The organism is Halanaerobacter jeridensis (assembly GCF_016908315.1).
In the GTDB taxonomy this organism is placed as follows: Bacteria; Bacillota; Halanaerobiia; order Halobacteroidales; family Halobacteroidaceae; genus Halanaerobacter; species Halanaerobacter jeridensis.
This window is the reverse complement of sequence record NZ_JAFBDQ010000006.1, coordinates 123,218-140,322: the sequence shown is the minus strand read 5'-3', so window position 1 is coordinate 140,322 and position 17,105 is coordinate 123,218. Positions and strand designations below refer to the sequence as shown.

18 protein-coding genes are annotated in these 17,105 nt (G+C 30.6%); 8 read left to right on the top strand and 10 right to left on the bottom strand.

All coding sequences use genetic code 11. The features are described 5' to 3' along the window. Window positions 1–15: 15 nt before the first annotated feature. Complete coding sequence (locus tag JOC47_RS07575; protein WP_239550981.1) at window positions 16–1,572, bottom strand: putative polysaccharide biosynthesis protein; 1,557 nt, start codon at window positions 1,570–1,572, stop codon at window positions 16–18. A gap of 355 nt (window positions 1,573–1,927) precedes the next feature. On the opposite strand from JOC47_RS07575, the gene JOC47_RS15690 reads away from it, so the two are divergent. The 5 genes from JOC47_RS15690 to JOC47_RS15965 all read left to right on the top strand — a co-directional run bounded on the left by JOC47_RS15690 (window position 1,928) and on the right by JOC47_RS15965 (window position 4,099). Further along, window positions 1,928–2,053, top strand: a complete 126-nt coding sequence (locus tag JOC47_RS15690; RefSeq protein WP_275579367.1) for a hypothetical protein — start codon at window positions 1,928–1,930, stop codon at window positions 2,051–2,053. A gap of 258 nt (window positions 2,054–2,311) precedes the next feature. Further along, window positions 2,312–2,770, top strand: coding sequence for a DUF5667 domain-containing protein (locus JOC47_RS07570; RefSeq protein WP_204701457.1), 459 nt, complete (start codon window positions 2,312–2,314; stop codon window positions 2,768–2,770). Window positions 2,771–3,044: 274 nt separating this feature from the next. Continuing rightward, complete coding sequence (locus tag JOC47_RS07565) at window positions 3,045–3,278, top strand: hypothetical protein (protein ID WP_204701456.1); 234 nt, start codon at window positions 3,045–3,047, stop codon at window positions 3,276–3,278. A 64-nt stretch (window positions 3,279–3,342) separates the two neighbouring features. Further along, complete coding sequence (locus JOC47_RS07560; RefSeq protein ID WP_204701455.1) at window positions 3,343–3,942, top strand: prolipoprotein diacylglyceryl transferase; 600 nt, start codon at window positions 3,343–3,345, stop codon at window positions 3,940–3,942. Next, window positions 3,917–4,099, top strand: coding sequence for a prolipoprotein diacylglyceryl transferase family protein (locus JOC47_RS15965; RefSeq protein ID WP_204701532.1), 183 nt, complete (start codon window positions 3,917–3,919; stop codon window positions 4,097–4,099). Before JOC47_RS07560 ends, JOC47_RS15965 begins: the two co-directional genes overlap by 26 nt. Window positions 4,100–4,149: 50 nt before the next feature. On the opposite strand, the gene JOC47_RS07550 is transcribed toward JOC47_RS15965, so the two are convergent. The 3 genes from JOC47_RS07550 to JOC47_RS07540 form a co-directional block, all read right to left on the bottom strand. Further along, window positions 4,150–4,365, bottom strand: coding sequence for a DUF1540 domain-containing protein (locus tag JOC47_RS07550; RefSeq protein ID WP_239550980.1), 216 nt, complete (start codon window positions 4,363–4,365; stop codon window positions 4,150–4,152). Window positions 4,366–4,432: 67 nt separating this feature from the next. Beyond that, window positions 4,433–5,365 (bottom strand): site-specific tyrosine recombinase/integron integrase, encoded by a 933-nt coding sequence (xerA, locus tag JOC47_RS07545; RefSeq protein WP_204701453.1) that lies wholly within the window; start codon window positions 5,363–5,365, stop codon window positions 4,433–4,435. Window positions 5,366–6,073: 708 nt separating this feature from the next. After that, window positions 6,074–8,521, bottom strand: coding sequence for a U32 family peptidase (locus JOC47_RS07540; protein ID WP_204701452.1), 2,448 nt, complete (start codon window positions 8,519–8,521; stop codon window positions 6,074–6,076). Between the two features lie 313 nt (window positions 8,522–8,834). Between JOC47_RS07540 and JOC47_RS07535 the strand changes: the two genes are divergently transcribed. Beyond that, a complete protein-coding gene (locus tag JOC47_RS07535) occupies window positions 8,835–9,068 on the top strand; it encodes a hypothetical protein (protein WP_204701451.1) in 234 nt (77 codons plus the stop codon). An 88-nt stretch (window positions 9,069–9,156) separates the two neighbouring features. Continuing rightward, window positions 9,157–10,188 (top strand): DUF4382 domain-containing protein, encoded by a 1,032-nt coding sequence (locus JOC47_RS07530; RefSeq protein WP_204701450.1) that lies wholly within the window; start codon window positions 9,157–9,159, stop codon window positions 10,186–10,188. A 77-nt stretch (window positions 10,189–10,265) separates the two neighbouring features. On the opposite strand, the gene JOC47_RS07525 is transcribed toward JOC47_RS07530, so the two are convergent. The 5 genes from JOC47_RS07525 to JOC47_RS07505 all read right to left on the bottom strand — a co-directional run bounded on the left by JOC47_RS07525 (window position 10,266) and on the right by JOC47_RS07505 (window position 15,038). Next, window positions 10,266–11,192: a hypothetical protein gene (locus tag JOC47_RS07525; RefSeq protein WP_204701449.1), complete on the bottom strand. Its 927-nt coding sequence runs from the start codon at window positions 11,190–11,192 to the stop codon at window positions 10,266–10,268. A gap of 147 nt (window positions 11,193–11,339) precedes the next feature. Beyond that, window positions 11,340–11,609, bottom strand: coding sequence for a cupin domain-containing protein (locus tag JOC47_RS07520; protein ID WP_204701448.1), 270 nt, complete (start codon window positions 11,607–11,609; stop codon window positions 11,340–11,342). Window positions 11,610–11,638: 29 nt separating this feature from the next. After that, complete coding sequence (locus JOC47_RS07515; RefSeq protein ID WP_204701447.1) at window positions 11,639–12,289, bottom strand: Crp/Fnr family transcriptional regulator; 651 nt, start codon at window positions 12,287–12,289, stop codon at window positions 11,639–11,641. Further along, on the bottom strand, window positions 12,290–13,297 hold the full coding sequence (locus JOC47_RS07510) for a FecR family protein (RefSeq protein WP_204701446.1): 1,008 nt from the start codon (window positions 13,295–13,297) through the stop codon (window positions 12,290–12,292). Window positions 13,298–13,313: 16 nt separating this feature from the next. Then, window positions 13,314–15,038 carry a CHASE2 domain-containing protein gene (locus JOC47_RS07505; RefSeq protein ID WP_204701445.1) on the bottom strand — a complete coding sequence of 575 codons (1,725 nt, stop codon included), beginning with the start codon at window positions 15,036–15,038 and terminating at the stop codon, window positions 13,314–13,316. A 165-nt stretch (window positions 15,039–15,203) separates the two neighbouring features. Between JOC47_RS07505 and JOC47_RS07500 the strand changes: the two genes are divergently transcribed. Continuing rightward, the gene (locus tag JOC47_RS07500) at window positions 15,204–15,692 is read left to right on the top strand and encodes an FxsA family protein (protein ID WP_204701444.1); all 489 of its coding nucleotides are present in this window, start codon (window positions 15,204–15,206) and stop codon (window positions 15,690–15,692) included. 232 nt (window positions 15,693–15,924) lie between these two features. Here the strand turns inward: JOC47_RS07500 and JOC47_RS07495 are convergent, their stop codons facing one another. Further along, the gene (locus tag JOC47_RS07495; RefSeq protein ID WP_204701443.1) at window positions 15,925–17,094 is read right to left on the bottom strand and encodes a methyl-accepting chemotaxis protein; all 1,170 of its coding nucleotides are present in this window, start codon (window positions 17,092–17,094) and stop codon (window positions 15,925–15,927) included. Between the last annotated feature and the right edge of the window lie 11 nt (window positions 17,095–17,105).

Here is a 17,105-nt window from a genome sequence, read left to right as displayed (position 1 = left end):
TAAAATATCCTGCGCTCATTTTTTTACTAGCTGTTGCCAATCTTTTTTGCTAATTCCCCCAGTAATAATTAACACCACTAAGTATATTAAGCTACTCATTAGCATTGCAGTTAATAAACTAAACCATCGGTTATCAAACATAGTATATAATGAATGATTAATTAATGGTAATGTAATTATTACTAATGCACCTGCTATTAATGGTTTAATAAATAAATGATACACATCTAAATTTAATTTGACTTGACGGTTAATAGTTAGATAGTTTAAAATTGCTGTAATAATAAAACGTAATCCAATAGCTCCACAGATAATAGGAATTGCTAATTCGGAGGGACAGTAAACTATAGCTTGAATGATTAATAGCTCTATTATTAAGGCAATAATTGAATTACGGACTACTTTTGTTGGTTGGCCCAGACCTTGGAGAATACTAGAAAAGATCTGTGCTAAATAAAGAAATATGGCAGCACTAGCTAAAACTCTTAAAATCGTTCCTGCTTCTTGACAAGCAAAGAGCATTTCACAAATTTGATAAGGTACTAGGCACAGAATAACTGCTGCTAAAAGACCAAAGTAAAATGTTAATCTAATTGATTTTTGAGCTTGATTGCGAATATTGCCTTGATTATCAGCAGCTAAAGATTCTGAAATTGCTGGTACTAAATTTGAATTAAGGGCAATAGTCAAGATTGTAGGTAACATAATTAATTGTTGAACCATACCTGATAGTTGCCCATAAAATGAAGTAGCTGCGGTAGTGCTAAACCCAACTTCTTGTAATTGGCCCGGGATAGTAATTGCTTCTAGAGTATACATTAAAGAAGCAACTAATTTACCACAAGTAATCGGCATCCCAAATTTCAAAAGTTCCTTTAGCATTTGAGATTTACTTTGGTCTACTTTTTGATATCCTTTATTCTGTATCTGAGGTAAGTAATAAAAGAAAATAGCCACTAAAATAATAAAAGAAATGATTTCTCCAATACTAACCCCTATAGCTACACCGGTTACTTTAAATTCTAAAGCTGCTGTGCTTAATTTAAATAAAATGAGGATTGTTCCTATCAAGCGGGCTACTTGTTCAATAACTCTAGAAATAGCTGTTGGAGTCATAATTCTTAAACCTTGAAAAAAGCCGCGTATAATTGAGGCTAAACCAGTAAAAAATAATGCGGGACTAATAGCTAATAAGATATAATAAGTACGTTTATCATCTAAGAGAATTTCTGATATCAATTCTGCTTGTTTAATAAAGATGAAAGTAATTATTAGGCTACTAAATAAAACAGTTATAAGCGAAAGTTCAAAGACCTGTAAAGCTTTATTATATTCTTCTTTTGAAGTATTACGAGCAACAAACTTAGATACAGCAATCGGTAAACCTACAGTCATAATAATAGAAGCAGTAACAAAGATAGGAAAGACCATTTGAAATAATCCTAAACCTTCATCTCCTATAACTCGAACTAAATACATACGTAAACCAAAACCTAATATTTTAGTGATTATACCTGCAACCATTAAAATGACTGTTCCTTTAATTAATGATTGACTCTTTATGTTAATCAACTCCTTCTTTTTAGTAATTTACTTAATCAAATCTATCTTACTAGCGAGATGGATTGACCCTAATTATTGCTCACTATTTATTTAATATATAGTTTAAGTAGTGATAAATTATAATCATTTTATTTAAAATAGTGAAGGACTAGTAGCTAATAATAAAGCAAGCTAAGGGGGAAGTATGTATTTAGAATCAAAGTATGATATAATCAAGTATGAATAAGGCTAAAATTAATTTATAACTTTAGTAAGGAGGTTGAAGCAGTTGCAAAATAGTAATGTAAAATTATTCAAATCAAGGTAAAACCTTTTTTAATTTATTACCTAAATATAGGGCATCCTATACTTAGGAGGTGATATAATGAAATATTTTAAAAGCTATAAAAAATCAATCCCAAATATTAAAAAGGAAGGTGGTGAAAATCCTGCTTATAGCAAAGATTATGCATATTCTAGATACAGGAAAAGGTTGTTGGCAATTGCTTAATAATTATAACCTGATAAAAAGAATCAATTTTCAAATAGCTTATATAGGGCAAAACACCACGTAGAGAAAGGACTTTGCCTAGAATGTAAATTTAGGGACAGGTAACACCTGTATCTTTCTAGTACCTTGATATTTTAGATATTAAGGGCAGTAGGGAAGATTATAATCAAGCGATTATACCTAACACGATCTAATCCTGTATGATTGTGGTCTATGTATAGTTTTGCATAGGTTTTTATAAGCAGGATTTAATTAAATATGAAGAAAATTATTATAGTTGGGTTATTGCTTATGCTTTTGGCCCCGAGCATTTTAGCAGCAGAAGAGGGGAGTGCCAAAGAAAAAGGGAGTGGTATAGAAGCTGACTCTAAGTTTTATTTTTTAGATAAAGCTAAAGAAAAAATTGATCTGTTTTTAGCTTCTGATGAAGAAAAGGCTAAGTTAAAGTTGAAACATGGTTATGAAAGATTAGCTGAAGCTAAAAATATGTTGGAAAAAGATAAACTGGATAAGGCTAAGCAGTTAATGAAAGAAGGAGTTAATGACCTTGCCCAAGCCACTAAAATGGCAACTGATGATTTAATGTCTCAAGAAGAATGGAAGCAAATAAAAAGAGATTTCACTAAATTATTAACAGAATTAAAAGTAAAAATAACAAGTGGGGAATTCACTCAACAAATCAAAGACTTTTTTAATCCAAGCGAAGAAGAAAAGTAAGTCAGATATTTTAGATGTCCCTCTAGGCAGCAAAATAAAATATTTAAAATTATCATTTTTTTGCAGGAGATATAATTATTATATTTAATTATATCTATGTAAGATTATTTTAAGGAGTGGAAAAATGTCTAAAAAAAGAGGGACATCAAATGCACCAATGATTTTAGGGGTTATAGGCGGAGTTCTGGGATTACCTGGAGCTTTATGTTCATGTGTTTGTGCTGGAATGTTTGTTTGAGCTAATAATGCAAATAGTGCTAGTTTGTTAGAGGTCATGTTAAACCCACTATCTCTAATGTTTTTTCTAGCTCCAATAGCTGGAATGGTAGCTGGTATATTATCAAGAGAATATCCTAAGAAAGCTGGTATTACAATGATTATTTCAGCTTTAGTTTATTTTTTAAGTATAATATACGGAAGTTGGCTTCTCGGATTAGTAATTGTAATTTTATTTTTGATTGGTGGAGTATTATCTATTATTCAAGAAACTAAAATATTGGAAGCCTAATCTTTAACTGAGGTAGTCTAAAAACTGCCTCAGTTTGCTATTTTTAAGTAAAAGAGGTGTGAAGATGCTGCAAAATATTATAATTGCTGATGATTTTATTATTTCTACTTACAATATAATGTGGGGCCTTGCTTTAATATGTGGATTTATTTATTTGGAAAAAGAGTTTGAAAGCAATGCTATTAATTATAATTCTAGAAAAAATATTAAGTTATATATTATTATAGCTTTATTATTTGCTGTAATTGGAGCTCGTTTATTTGATTACTTTGTTCATAGGGGAGAGATCGAATCTTTATTTGCAGCTGGTTTTACTTTTTATGGGGGATTGCTTTTTGGAGGAGTTATATTGGTAGTTTTGTTAGCTAGTTCTGATTTATTGATATTTAAAACACTTAATTTACTAATTCCATCATTAGTCATAGGTCATGCTTTGGGAAGAGTGGGCTGTTTTTTAGGTGGATGCTGCTATGGTAAGCCAACTGTTTCTCCTTTAGGGGTTATTTTCCCAGAAAATAATCTAGCAAGTTTAGAGTATGGTGTTAGAACTGCTGTCCATCCCACGCAATTATATGAGGCATTATTTTTATTTATTTTGTTCTTTATTTTAATTAAGACTATTTCTTTTAAAAAAAAGAATTGCAATCTATCTTATTTCTTATAGTATTTTTAGATTCATTATAGAGAATTTTAGGGGGGATAACAGGGGAGTAGTTATCAAAATTTTAAATTTGTCTCCTTCGCAAGTTGTCAGTATTTTTTTGCTGATACTTGGAGTTTTAATCTTTATCAGAGCCAGAATAAATTCATACCCTAGATAGAATAAACAAAAAACAAACCAAAAATTTTGGCTTGTTTTTTGTTTAAAAGTTTATTTAGACTTGTTTTTATTAGGGCGGAAAGAAACACATTGAGTTTGATGAGAACTAGCAGAAGTAGCAGGCTCTTCAAAACTTCCCATTTCCATATCCTCACCACAATCAGTGCTACTAACTTGAATTTGGTCAGCAGTGCAAATGTTTCCCTGCTGCCAGTAAGTGCAGTTGTTAACGTTGCATTTAACTTCGAGCTGATGGTTGTTGGCCAAAAAATCCACCTCCTGAGTTGATTCAAGTATATTTTTTGCATTTATATCTGATTTTATACACTTGAATTTAAAAATCAGGTAGTTGATTAACAGCATCTTTGCGCTGTTCTTTATCAGTGTGAGTATAAATTTGAGTTGTAGAAATATTACTATGACCTAATAGTTCCTGAATTATACGCAAATCTTTAGTTGTTTTATAGACCATTGTTGCAAAAGAGTGACGTAACTTATGGGGCGTAATTCGGTCAGGATTCTTAATTCCCGATTTTTTAGCATATTTTTTAACCATAATTTGAATCGTCCGCTGTGAAATACGATTCCCACGATTAGAAAGAAAGAGGGCTTTTTCGGCATCTTTATCATTAGGAGTAATTTGATTCCGGTCCGGTAAATATTTATCAATTGCCTGTAAAGCTTCTTGATGTAAAGGGACATAGCGTTCTTTGTTACCTTTACCATAAAACTTAATAGAGTTATCTTCATAATTAATATCTTCAAGATCTAAATTGACTAATTCTGAAATTCTTAAACCACAGTATAAGAAAACTTTAGTGATTGCTAAGTCACGACTTTGGTTTTTAGAATCATAATTTTTAATCGCTTGGAGAAAGGAATTAATTTCTTTCTCTCTTAAATAGATTGGTTCTGATTTTGTACTAGTTTTAGTAGCATCAATTAAATTTGAAGGATCATCATTTAGAATATCTTTTTTCATTAAAAACTTAAAGAAAGATCTAATACTATAGAGTTTCCGGTTTCTAGTACTAGGAGAATTATCTTGGATTAAAACTAAGTCATTTAAAAAACTACTTAAATGGAACTGATTTATTTCATCAACTGTAGTATTTTCAATCTCTTTATCAAATTCTTCTTCTAGGTATGTAGCAAATAAATTAAGATCATATTTATATTCCTGCGCAGTTAATTCTGAATAACCACGCTCTGCAATTAAATATTTAGAAAAACTCTTTACAGCAGTTTTATATGTTAATGATTGCAATTTTAATTTCCTCCTTACATTGATAAGTTAATCATATTATATTAAAATTATATTAAGAAGCATATATAATTGCAAATTCTTTAGCAAAATATAATAAAAAAGAAGGTGAAACCAATCAATATATTAATCATCGACGACCAACGCACAATCCGAGTGCTATTAGCTGATATACTAAAACAGATGGGTTACAAAAATGTAGATCTTGCCAGTACATCAGAAGAAGGCTTTAAAATCATCCAGAATAGATTAGAAAGAGGTAAAGAAATAGATTTAATTGACAGTCTGATATCTTTATATTATTTCGCAAAAGATATGTTTTGCGAAATAAAGGGGTTAAAATTAATAACCAGAGCAAAAAACCTGGTTTAATAAACAAAAATATAGCAATTTTGAGTCTAGCTTTATTTTTTTAATTATTAATCAATATCTATCTCACATCTAATAAAAATATTTCACACTAAATACAATTAAGTTAAATTCAATAAAATATATAAAGTTTCATTTAATAATACCTTATTCTGTGAAAATTATAATAAAATTCAAAAAAATACCCCAAAACACTGATTGAAATAATTGTAAAACAAGACGCTCATATCGTCCGAGTATATTTTAAACTGTAGTAATATACATCGGCGAAACGATATGGACGTCTTGTTATTTTACCTCTTTTTACCTTATAAAAGTAATTTTTAACACTGTCTTTATTGATTACTTAACTCCACGGAAAAAATGTCCGGTAGTATAATCTTGAATTGCAGAAGAAACTTTTTGCTGTGGATTTTTTAATTTATATTGATAATTTTCAATAATTTCTTCAATTTCTTCTTTTTCTTCAATCGTGAAATTCAAACGTAAACTATCACAGTTAGAGTTCTTAATTTCTTTAAGATAATTTAATAGATGCAATGGCTGACTATTATAAATGATTGAATGACAATTTTTAGGATCTGTTTCAACTGCTTCAACCATTCCTTTACGATCTAATAATCCATAATTGCGATTTTGGCAATCAACACTACAACTTTGTGAAAAATCGAACTTTCTCTCAACTGCACCTATTGGACAATATTTACTAACCATCATTGCTAAATAACCATAAACTATTATTTCTTTATTTAATTCTTGCGAGCTAGTTATAGTTTCAATCTCATTTAAAGTCAGTTCAGGTGAAACAGTAGCATTTCTAAACCCTAATTCCTCTAGCCATTCTAAACTATAACTGTTGAATATATTAAGTGGGAAATCTGCTGCCAAAGCTTTATTCGTGTCTGCTACTAATTCTATTTCCCCTAATTGAGAAATCAAATAACCATCTAAGTTACTATTTTCTAGTTCTTTAACCTTCGTTCCAAACTCATTTAATTCCTCTTGATTAGCTATTCTTGGCAACTTTAGAAATACTTCTGTATCTCCCTTATTACTTATTATTTTTTCAACTTGGGCCAAATCTAAATTACGCAGCGGATAATAAACACGGTTTACATTCATTTGCAATAAAACTTCTAATTGTTCCAGATTATTAACTGCTGCATTTAGTTTAATCTGAGAAGTTTGAGTTTTATTATTTGATCTTTTTAACTCCCCTTCTTGATACTTATTGCGTCTTTGCGTTGGTTTATAACCTTTAATTCTCTCTTGATTTAACATTTCTACAGTTTCTCGGCGTAATTGATTTAATTTTGAAATAGGAATGAATATATCATTATCGCTATCTAAATTCAGCTGCGCTAATGTATACGGGGTATTACCTAATTTCTCTAATTGTTCTTCTATCTCTTTATTTCTAACAGGTTGATTTTTAGCTTCTTCTACTATAAAATCTAATTCTGCAGTTACAAAGTAACCATCTTGGTCCCATAAATCAATCTTTAAAGCTTGGTTTATTTTAGCAGTTACTTTAGCATAAACTTCTAGCTTTCGTAATGTATTAGGTTGTTGATAACTTTCTGCTAATTCAGATAACAATTCTTCATCAGATGTTTTATAAACTGCAGCTCCCTGTTGGACACTACGTTTTACTTCTATTGTAATCATATTTTCTTCATTAGACTCAAACTCAGATAACTTTAAACCGATATTATCTTCCTGGGGATTCCAAATTTCAATTCCATCGCCTGGATTAACTTCTCTTTCTAATTTTATGTGGCACTCCTTTGTTTGAGGGGTATAATCAACTACCTCTCCAATTTTAATCCCCCAATTTTTAGGACGTTGATAGCTAATTAGATCTAACTCTTCTTGTCCTTGATAGTAACCAGGAATAAAGCCATTACGATTAAAGATTTGGGCCAACTTTCTCTGGTCTGCAGTACTGACTTGATAATCATCTCTATCATGACTAAACTGATCAATATACTTACGATACATCTTAGTTACTAATGCAGTATACTCTGGCCTTTTCATCCGCCCTTCTATCTTAAAGGAATCAATACCAGCTTCAATTAAGTCAGGAAGTATCTCTAAAGTATTAATATCTTTAGGACTTAATAAATGATCTTTTTTAAACTCTTCAGCAATTACTTCTCCACTATCACGATCTATTAAAGTATAAGGCATACGGCATGGTTGTGCACAGCGTCCCCTATTGCCACTGCGCCCGCCAATTAAACTACTCATTAAGCATTGACCGGAATAAGAAATACATAGTGCTCCATGAACAAAAGTTTCTACTTTTAAATCAGTCTGTTGATTAATTTCTTTAATTTCTTCTAAGTTAAGTTCCCGGGCCAAAATAACCCTATCGAATCCTAGTTCTTCTAATAATTGCGCCCCCTTGACATTATGAATATTCATTTGAGTACTAGCATGTAACTCTATATCAGGGAAATACTGATGGATCAATTTTGCTATTCCTAAATCCTGTACTATTATTGCATCAGCACCATAATCATAGACTTGACTTATGAATTCTAAAACTTCTTTCATTTCCCCTTCTTTATAGAGAATATTGGCTGTAATATAGACTTTTACTCCCCTTAAATGTGCATATTCAATAACTTCTTTTAATTCTGCAGTTGAGAAATTATCGGCACGATTACGGGCATTAAAATCAGTACCACCAACATAAATAGCATCACATCCATTTTGGACTGCAGCATATAAACTTTCCCAATTTCCTACTGGAGATAAAAGTTCTGGTTGCTTAAAATAATTCATAGATTAAATCCCTTTCTTTATTCAAAATATAATGATTGTTATGGACTTTTTAACAATTGCAAACTTAATTGTATCTAATTTAAGAGAAGATTGCAATTTTTAATTTTCTTTAATAACTACATAATATCTTTAAACTATCAGTAAAATATAATATAATGTAAATAGTTCTTTTTAAATTATCAAAATTATTGTATATTTTGTGTTTGACTATACATTATTTATATTAATATAATGTTATTATAATATATTAGAATAATTCTTTATTATAAATAATTTATCCTGATTATTTTTTAATATCTTTTGGGGGGATTATATGTCATTAAAGAAATGTAAGAAATGTGGGATTTTATTTGCCGATAATAATAGTAGTAACAATCGCAATCTATGTCCCCAATGTTTTAAAGAAGAGAGAAAAGAATTCGTGAAGGTCCGTGATTATTTATGGTCTAATCCAGGTGCTGACTTAAATGAATTACATCAAAAAACAGGGGTTTCTAAAAAGTTAATTCAAAAGTTTATTCGTGAAGGAAGATTTGAACAAAGGTAATATTTAGTATGCTCTAACACATATATATTCGCCTCTTAGTTGTATAATATAATTAGATAATAATGAAAATCAAGGGAGGCGAATAACCATGACTAAGAAACAGCTTTTTTCAGTAATTGCGATTTTGACTTTAGTGTTAGTAATTGCTGGTTGTTCTTCAACTAGTGATGATAGTTTAACTACTAGTAATAATGGAGAATTAGCTCTTTCTCTAGCTGATGCCCCAGTCAATAATGTCGAGAGTGTATATGTTACTTTCAAGGAAGTACAAGTTCATAATGCTGATAAAGATGAATGGCAGGTAGTTAATGACTTTTCTGATGAACCTAATGGTGAAAAGGAATTTGATCTTTTAAAATTAAGATTTGGTGAAGCACTTTTAGGTCAAAAAGAATTGCCTACTGGTAGTTATGATCAAATTCGACTAATTGTAGCAGCTACAGAAAATAGCAAAGGTAATGGTCCTGATAGTGGTAAGAGTTATGTAAAATTTAAGGATGGTTCTACTACTAACTTATTTATCCCTAGCGGAGTTCAGACTGGTTTAAAAATACCTCATGAATTTACTATTGAAGAAGGAGTAATCACTCATTTAATTGCTGATATAAGTGTTAAAGAGATTATGCATAGTGCAGGCAAATCAGGTAAAATAATCTTAAATCCTACTCAAGCCATTGATATTATCCCGACTATTGTTTCTGGTGACGTAACAGGTAGAGTTTTTGCAGATGTAGATGGGGATGGCGTATTTGATGAAGATAAAGATGGTAGCTTAGATGAAGTTTTAACTGACCCTAACTATGATGTAACAGTAGAAGCATATCAAGGTGGAGAATTAGTTAAATCTACAGTAACTACAATTGGAGATTTAGACACTGATGAGGATGGAACTATCAATAAAAAAGCAGGATCTTATTTGCTAAGAGGATTAGAACAAGGTGATTATACAATTAAAGCTAAAGTAATGACGGAAAACAGCAATGAAGAAATGGTCGAAGTATTAAACAGTAATGATGAACCATTATATGAACTTGAAACTGCTCAACCTGTAACTGTTAAAGCTGAAAAAGAAGTAACTGTTGATCTTAAATTAAATAAAAATACAGCCACAGCCCAATAATCCTTGTTGATTAATAAATTACTAATTTTATATCCTTAAAGGTCGGATGAAAAGCCGGCCTTTTTTATATGATGATCTTAAGTTAAAAAATAGATTAATGTAATGAATAAGAGTACTAATCCGACTATCGACATTGTAAATACACTATCTCCAGTTCCCGTTTCATTTATTGTTGCCTTATTTATCTTTCTATTTTCTTTTGCTTTTGGTACAGCTAATTTAATTCCTGTCTGCCTAGCATCCTCGCCTAAAGTAATAACTCCATAAACCTCAGGTATAAACTGCACAATAATATTTTCTTCTTCCCTCTTTAAATCTATATTATTAATCAAAGCTTTAGTTTTTTTACTATTATCTTCCTGTAATTCCTCAAGCTCTTTTTTAAAATATAAACTACGGCTGTCATTGATATTAGCTATAATTTCATCACCCGGACTTAAATCACTAACTTTCTTACCATTTATAGGAGCAATAATAGGTTCACAATTTAATTTAACCTCTTCTTCTTCAGTCTCATTATCTGATTGTTGATTAAATAATTTAGGATATATTTGCTTCATTTCTTGTTTGCTTCTTAAATTATATTCTAACTTTAATTTTATTTTTTCCTGCACAGTATCTTCAATAATCTCTTGCATTAATTCTTCAAAATCCTCCCGACTATATTCTAATAAATCAGCAATTCCAATAGCCTCAAATCTTCTTTGTAAATTTTGCTTAATATCAACTGCTTGACTTCTATCTTTTAAAGAAACATTCTTAAAAAACTCAATAAAAAATTTATTATCGGAATTATATTCTATCTTTCTTAATTTATGGGCAGTGCTTAAAGCCAAATTCAATCTAATAATTTCTGCATTTTGAATATGTACTATCCCCAATAAAATCCCATGTTCTTTACTACGATTACCATAGAAAAATTTACCTTGGAAAATCAAATACTCTTTCTTTTCTTCTAGTTCTTGATTTATTTTATTAGCTATTGCTTTTGCATTATCCATCATATTAATCCCCTCCACCCTAACTCTATTTAAATAAAGTTTCTCTTTAATAAATATTTCTTCTAAAAATGACATTTTCCTGCTTTTATTTACCATTAATACCGGAAATTTTGAAATTAAAACGACAGGGGTGTTATCCCCTGTCGTTGTTTAACCTAATTTATAGTGTTTTTTAACATCTTCTTTAATTTTCCAAACACAATCTAATCCCGCAGGAAAAGTTACTAAATCACCTGCTCCAAATTCAACCTGTTCACCATCTTCGGTAGTTACTTCTACTTCTCCTTTTAAAAGATAACAGACTTCTTGCTCGTCATAATGCCAGTCAAATTCAGATGCTTCCTTTTCCCAAACAGCCCATGACTTAATTCCTAATTCTTTTAATTTTTCTTCACTCGGTTCTTCAACTTTAATTTTCATTTTATCCCCCCATGTAATTATTATAAAATTTATTTCTTAAGAATCAAATATCGATTTTTAATTTCTACTTTATCTTCTTCAATCAGTTCACCCAATAATTTAGTGATTGTAGCTCGAGTAGTTCCCACTAAATTAGCTAATTCTTGATGAGTTATTTTTTTGTTAATCAATATCCCATTCTCTTGTTCAACACCATACTTATCAGCTAACTGCTTTAAGCTATCTAACAATCTTCCTTTCACCTGTTTAAAAGTTAAATTCTGTATTTGTTGATTAGAGTTTCTAAGTCGTTGTGATAGAGTAGCTATTATTTTTAATGAAATCTCAGGATATTCTGTAACTAATCTTTTAAATTTTTTACGCGAAATTTTAAAAATCTTACTTTCATCAATTGCTTGGACTGAAGCAGAACGAGAATTATTATCTAATAAAGCCATTTCTCCAAAAAAATCTTTATTTCCTAATAAACTAAGGGTTTTTTCTCTGCCTTGTTCATCAGTCTTAAATACTTTTACTAAACCAGTTAAAATAATATAGAAATTATTCGCTTCAGCACCTTCCATAAAAATCATTTCATTTTTAGCATAGTTTTTCTCCTGCATAATTGCTTTAATTTCTTGCAACTCTTCTGTAGATAATCCATTAAATAATTCTAATTTTTTTAAAAATTGAATAGGCATTTATTTCCCCCTACCTCTACCATTATTTGAATTACTATTAGAAGAATTAGAATTGCTACTATTACTAGAAGAATTATTTGAATTTGAATTATTGCTAGAACTAGAGTTTGAACTATTATTGGAAGAATTAGAATTACTGTTAGAACTATTATTACCAGGATGATCATCATCTTTATCATTACCTACCCCTGGGTGATCATCATCTTTATTTGAATCTTTTCCGTTTCCAGGATGATCATCTTTATCTTTGCCATTTTCTTTTGCTTCTTCAGCTTTTTTCTTGGCTTCTTTTTTAGCTTCTTGGGCCCATTCTTTATTTTCTTCTAGCCACTCTTCTTCTGGTTTTCCTTTACCTTTTTCTTTACCTCTAGCTCTACCTTGTCCTTCATTTTTCTGCTGCTTTTCTGCCTCTATCTTTCCAGCCGGTACAACTTCTGGTTTTTCTTTCTTTTCTCTAACTATAGCTCCTTCCCCTTTTTCAATAACTACTGCTCCACCATCAGAACTAACTTCTACTCTTCCTTCCGATACTGCTACTTGAGTTTCTTGCTTGTCATTAACTACTACTCTAAATAATGTCCCTCTTACTCCTGCTACAGCAGAAGGCGTTTCTACTTCAAATCGCTGCCCTGACTTAACTGTATTAACAAATTTAGTTAGTACTTCACCTAAGCTTAATTTTACTTTAGTTATTCCTAATTCTTCATCATGTTCAACTATTTTTAATTTAGAATTCGATTTAATTAATGTACGGGCTTGATTAGCAAACGTTAATTGAGCTTGGCCCTCAGATCCAGTCTTTATAACATCACCTTTACTTAAATAAGTACTCTCTTTTAAATCTTTCCAACGACTAGAAAAGAATAACCAGCTAGCTGACTTATATTGAACTTCTCCTGATAGATGTTGCAAAACTATATCACCATTAGCTGCTTGGATTGGAGAAGGTGATATTAACAAGATACTACTAACTAATATTAATAACAATAAAGCAAATATTTTTCTCATTTTCATCTACCTCCCATTAATAAAATATCCTGTAAATAGATTGATTCTGACTTTTCCCCTTTAAGTGAACTTTAGATTTTAATTGTACTTCAAATTTATTGCCTAACTTCTGCCAAGTACCATCGCCTATATAAATTTCATTTCCAGGAGTTATTCCTTCAATTCTTGCTGCAGTATTAACTACATCTCCTATAGCAGTATAATCACTACGTTTGGTAGAACCAATATTACCAATTACGGCTGGACCAGTATTAATGCCAATTGAAATGCTTAATGGTAGCTCTGGATCATCCTGTATTTTATTTTGCAAGTCAATAGCTAAGTTGACTGCTTTAATAGCATGATTTGTCTGTTTAGTAGGAGCATTAAAGAAAATCATCACTCCATCTCCTAAAAATTTATCCAATGTACCAGCATGGGCAAAAGTTTCTTCGGTAATTAAGGTCAAATACTTATTCAATAATGTAACTACTTCTTGTGAAGAATGTTTTTCAGAAAACTTAGTAAATGAATTAATATCAACAAAGAGAACTGTGATATTTTTTCTTTGCCCTTGTAAATAATTTTCTTCTGATAATTGCAGTACTTCTTTTATTACCTCTGGTGCCAAATAACGACCTAATGTGGTTTTTAACTTACTTCTTCGTTTTTCAATTTTTAGATACCAGCTTAATAGACTGATTATCAAATTAATTATAACAGCTAATGCAAAAGGAAGTAAAGGTACAAAGAAATTGAAATAAACAAATATAGCTAAGTTGATGATTACTACACTAATTAAAATCAATATAGAAGTCACTAAACTATAAATTGGCGATAACTGATAATAAATCCAAGCTATTAAGGTACTAAATAGAATAGTCAATAAATATATTACTGGCGTCTCTAATTGCTGCATAAAGCTATCTTCTAAATAATTATCAATGATAGTAGCATGAATCATTACACCTGGCAAGTAACCTTTAATTGCAGCTAAAGGAGTAGCTAAATAGTCTTGAAAACTATTCCCTTTAGCTCCGATTAGTACAATTTTATCTTGGAAAAGTTCTGGATTGAAATTATTATTTAATACTTGATAATAAGAAATCTCTTTAAAATATCCTTGCGCAGCCTTAAAATCTAATAATAACTCATCATTTTGAAATACCTTACTTTGCTTGCTATAATCTTCGGCTATACTGATAGCAAAGGGCTTACTCCCTTCATGATTTAATAGATGTAAGCGTCTAATAGTTCCTTCATGATCAGTCAACAAATTCAGATATCCCATCTCAGCTGTATTTTTTCTAAATTCATCTACAGGATATTTAATGTCATTAACCCTATATTCAGTATCTGAGAAATCAAAAGTATTTCTATAAGCACTTATATCTAATTTATAAGGTAAAATAACATTATTAGCTTCAGCTATAGCTTGGGCCAAGACTTCATCGTCATCTCTAATGTTTTGAAATAAAATATCAAAGGCAATTGTTTTAGCTCCTGCTTGATTAAGTTTTGTAATCAACTGCGCATGATATCTTCTCGCCCAGGGCCAAGTACCTAACTTCTCAATTGATTGGTCATCAATAGTGACTACTACAATTTCTTCTTGAGTGTTAAACTGAAATTGACTTTTAAGAACCATTCTATAATCATAAGTTATCAATTCTAGATTTTGGATCCAATTAAACGAAAATAATATGATAATTAATAATCCAATTAAAATTCCTATAGTATAATAATTAATATAGCGGCGCAATTTATACACCCCCTGTCAGTCAGGCTAGCCCAAAATAAAACAGCTATACTCTTTAATTCTATAGTTACTTTAATAACTCCTTGTTAATTGAAAAATATTTTCCCCTTCTAAAACACTATCCCTAATTAATAAACATATTATAGACTACTACAGGAGGTGGAAATAATGGCAAAATTAATTATTTTGTTTACAATAATTCCGTTATTTGAATTATGGGCTTTAATTCATCTCAGCAATTATTTAGGAGGGCTTTTTACAGTTTTATTAGTTGCTTGTACAGGATTATTAGGGGCAATACTAACTAAAAAACAGAGTACTTCAGTGTTGAAGAAAATCAATGATTCCTTGGCCCAGGGCCAAATTCCTGCAGATAAATTAATTGATGGTCTATTGATCTTTATTGGCGGAATTATGTTAATTACCCCTGGGATTTTAACTGATATAATAGGTTTTTGCTGTGTTTTGCCCTTTACTCGACCTAAAGTAAAATATTTTACCAAAGACAAATTAGGCAAATTAGTTGAAACAGGACGGGTTCAATTCTTTGGTGGCAGTCAAGAAGATGAAACAAAAAATAAAGAAGTAAAGACTGGCCTTCTTTATTTAAGTTACTATATGTGTCTTCTCTGCCTATGGGTCATAAATTACATTTGAACCCGAATGTAAATATCGAATTTTTCCCTACGAGTTTTTTAAAAAACAAAAAAACTCTCCGTGATGCCGGTGGTATAATACCTTTTAAAAAATATATTCTGAGATCGTTATTCATATCTGGGCTAGACATCGAATTTTTCCCTACAAGTTTTTAAAGAACAAAAAACTTTTCGTGATGTGGTAGTATTCTCTTTGTTCAAATTGCTACTTAGGATCGCTAGTCATATCTTTTCTAGACATCGAATTTTTCCACCCAAGCATTTAGTTCTTTAGCCATATTAGCTAATTCTTGTGATGAAGTACTTATATCAGTAGACATTTTATCTATTTCTTTAGCTGCTTCAGTAATTTCATCACTATTTTGAGCTAAACTCTGTGCTACTTCAGATGTATCTTCAATTTCAGTAGCTGTCCTATCAATACCTTCATTAATCTCTTCAAAAATAACTCCAGTTTCTTGGGCCAATTCTTTACCTTCTTCGGCTTCTTCTTCAACTAATTGTACTGCTTCTAGTCCTTCTTCTGATTTTTCTTGTGTTTTTTGTACTAAACCGCTTATTTTGTCAGTTGCTTGACTAGTTTCTTCAGCTAATTCTTTAATCTCATTTGCTACAACAGCAAAGCCCTGGCCATGCTCTCCGGCTCGAGCAGCCTCTATCGATGCATTAAGAGCTAATAAATTAGTCTGCTCTGCTATATCAGTAATCAATTCAATAATTTCTTCTATCCGCTGTGAGTGATTAGCTAATTCATTAATAGTTTCTAATGCTGTATCTACTGATTGGTTAATGCTTTTTATTTTTTTAATTGTTTGCTGTATGTTTTTATTTCCTACTTCAGTCTTAGAATCTGATTCTTGAGCAATAGCAGTTACTTCTTGACTGCTAGCAGAAATTTGTTGAATTCCAGTAGCGATTTGTTCAATATTATTATTAGTTGTTTCTATTGTTGCACTACCTTCTTCGGCTGAAGCAGATAACTCTTGACTATAAGAAGAAACATTTTCACTAACATCAACTATCTTTTCTAACATCTCTTCTAGTTCTCGTTTGGTATCATTTACTTCTCTTTGAATATATCCAATTTCATCATTACGCTTCACCTCTAATTCTTCTACATCAAAATTACCATCTTTTAATTCATCTAACATAGCCGTAACTTTTTTCAATGGGTCTAAAATTAAGTGTTGAGCAATATAGGTTAAAATATAGATTAAAATTACAGCATCAGTCACTAAAGCAAAGTAATGACTAATATTTCCTAACTCAAAAAAAGTTTCTAACATCCAATTAAATCCTAAGTTTAAAGGAAAAAACAATAATAAAGCAACAATAACTCCGGCAGCAAATTTAGATTTTAAATTTAAACTTGATTTTTCTTCTAGTGCTACATCTTCTGGCATGAAATCCCCCC

Bases quoted from the DNA above. Each gene is read 5' to 3' on its own strand.
- JOC47_RS15690 (WP_275579367.1), top strand. From the start codon at position 1,928: ATGAAATATTTTAAAAGCTATAAAAAATCAATCCCAAATATTAAAAAG.
- JOC47_RS07570 (WP_204701457.1), top strand. From the start codon at position 2,312: ATGAAGAAAATTATTATAGTTGGGTTATTGCTTATGCTTTTGGCCCCG.
- JOC47_RS07565 (WP_204701456.1), top strand. From the start codon at position 3,045: ATGTTAAACCCACTATCTCTAATGTTTTTTCTAGCTCCAATAGCTGGA.
- JOC47_RS07560 (WP_204701455.1), top strand. From the start codon at position 3,343: ATGCTGCAAAATATTATAATTGCTGATGATTTTATTATTTCTACTTAC.
- JOC47_RS07540 (WP_204701452.1), bottom strand. From the start codon at position 8,521: ATGAATTATTTTAAGCAACCAGAACTTTTATCTCCAGTAGGAAATTGG.
- JOC47_RS07535 (WP_204701451.1), top strand. From the start codon at position 8,835: ATGTCATTAAAGAAATGTAAGAAATGTGGGATTTTATTTGCCGATAAT.
- JOC47_RS07530 (WP_204701450.1), top strand. From the start codon at position 9,157: ATGACTAAGAAACAGCTTTTTTCAGTAATTGCGATTTTGACTTTAGTG.
- JOC47_RS07525 (WP_204701449.1), bottom strand. From the start codon at position 11,192: ATGATGGATAATGCAAAAGCAATAGCTAATAAAATAAATCAAGAACTA.
- JOC47_RS07520 (WP_204701448.1), bottom strand. From the start codon at position 11,609: ATGAAAATTAAAGTTGAAGAACCGAGTGAAGAAAAATTAAAAGAATTA.
- JOC47_RS07515 (WP_204701447.1), bottom strand. From the start codon at position 12,289: ATGCCTATTCAATTTTTAAAAAAATTAGAATTATTTAATGGATTATCT.
- JOC47_RS07510 (WP_204701446.1), bottom strand. From the start codon at position 13,297: ATGAGAAAAATATTTGCTTTATTGTTATTAATATTAGTTAGTAGTATC.
- JOC47_RS07500 (WP_204701444.1), top strand. From the start codon at position 15,204: ATGGCAAAATTAATTATTTTGTTTACAATAATTCCGTTATTTGAATTA.
- JOC47_RS07495 (WP_204701443.1), bottom strand. From the start codon at position 17,094: ATGCCAGAAGATGTAGCACTAGAAGAAAAATCAAGTTTAAATTTAAAA.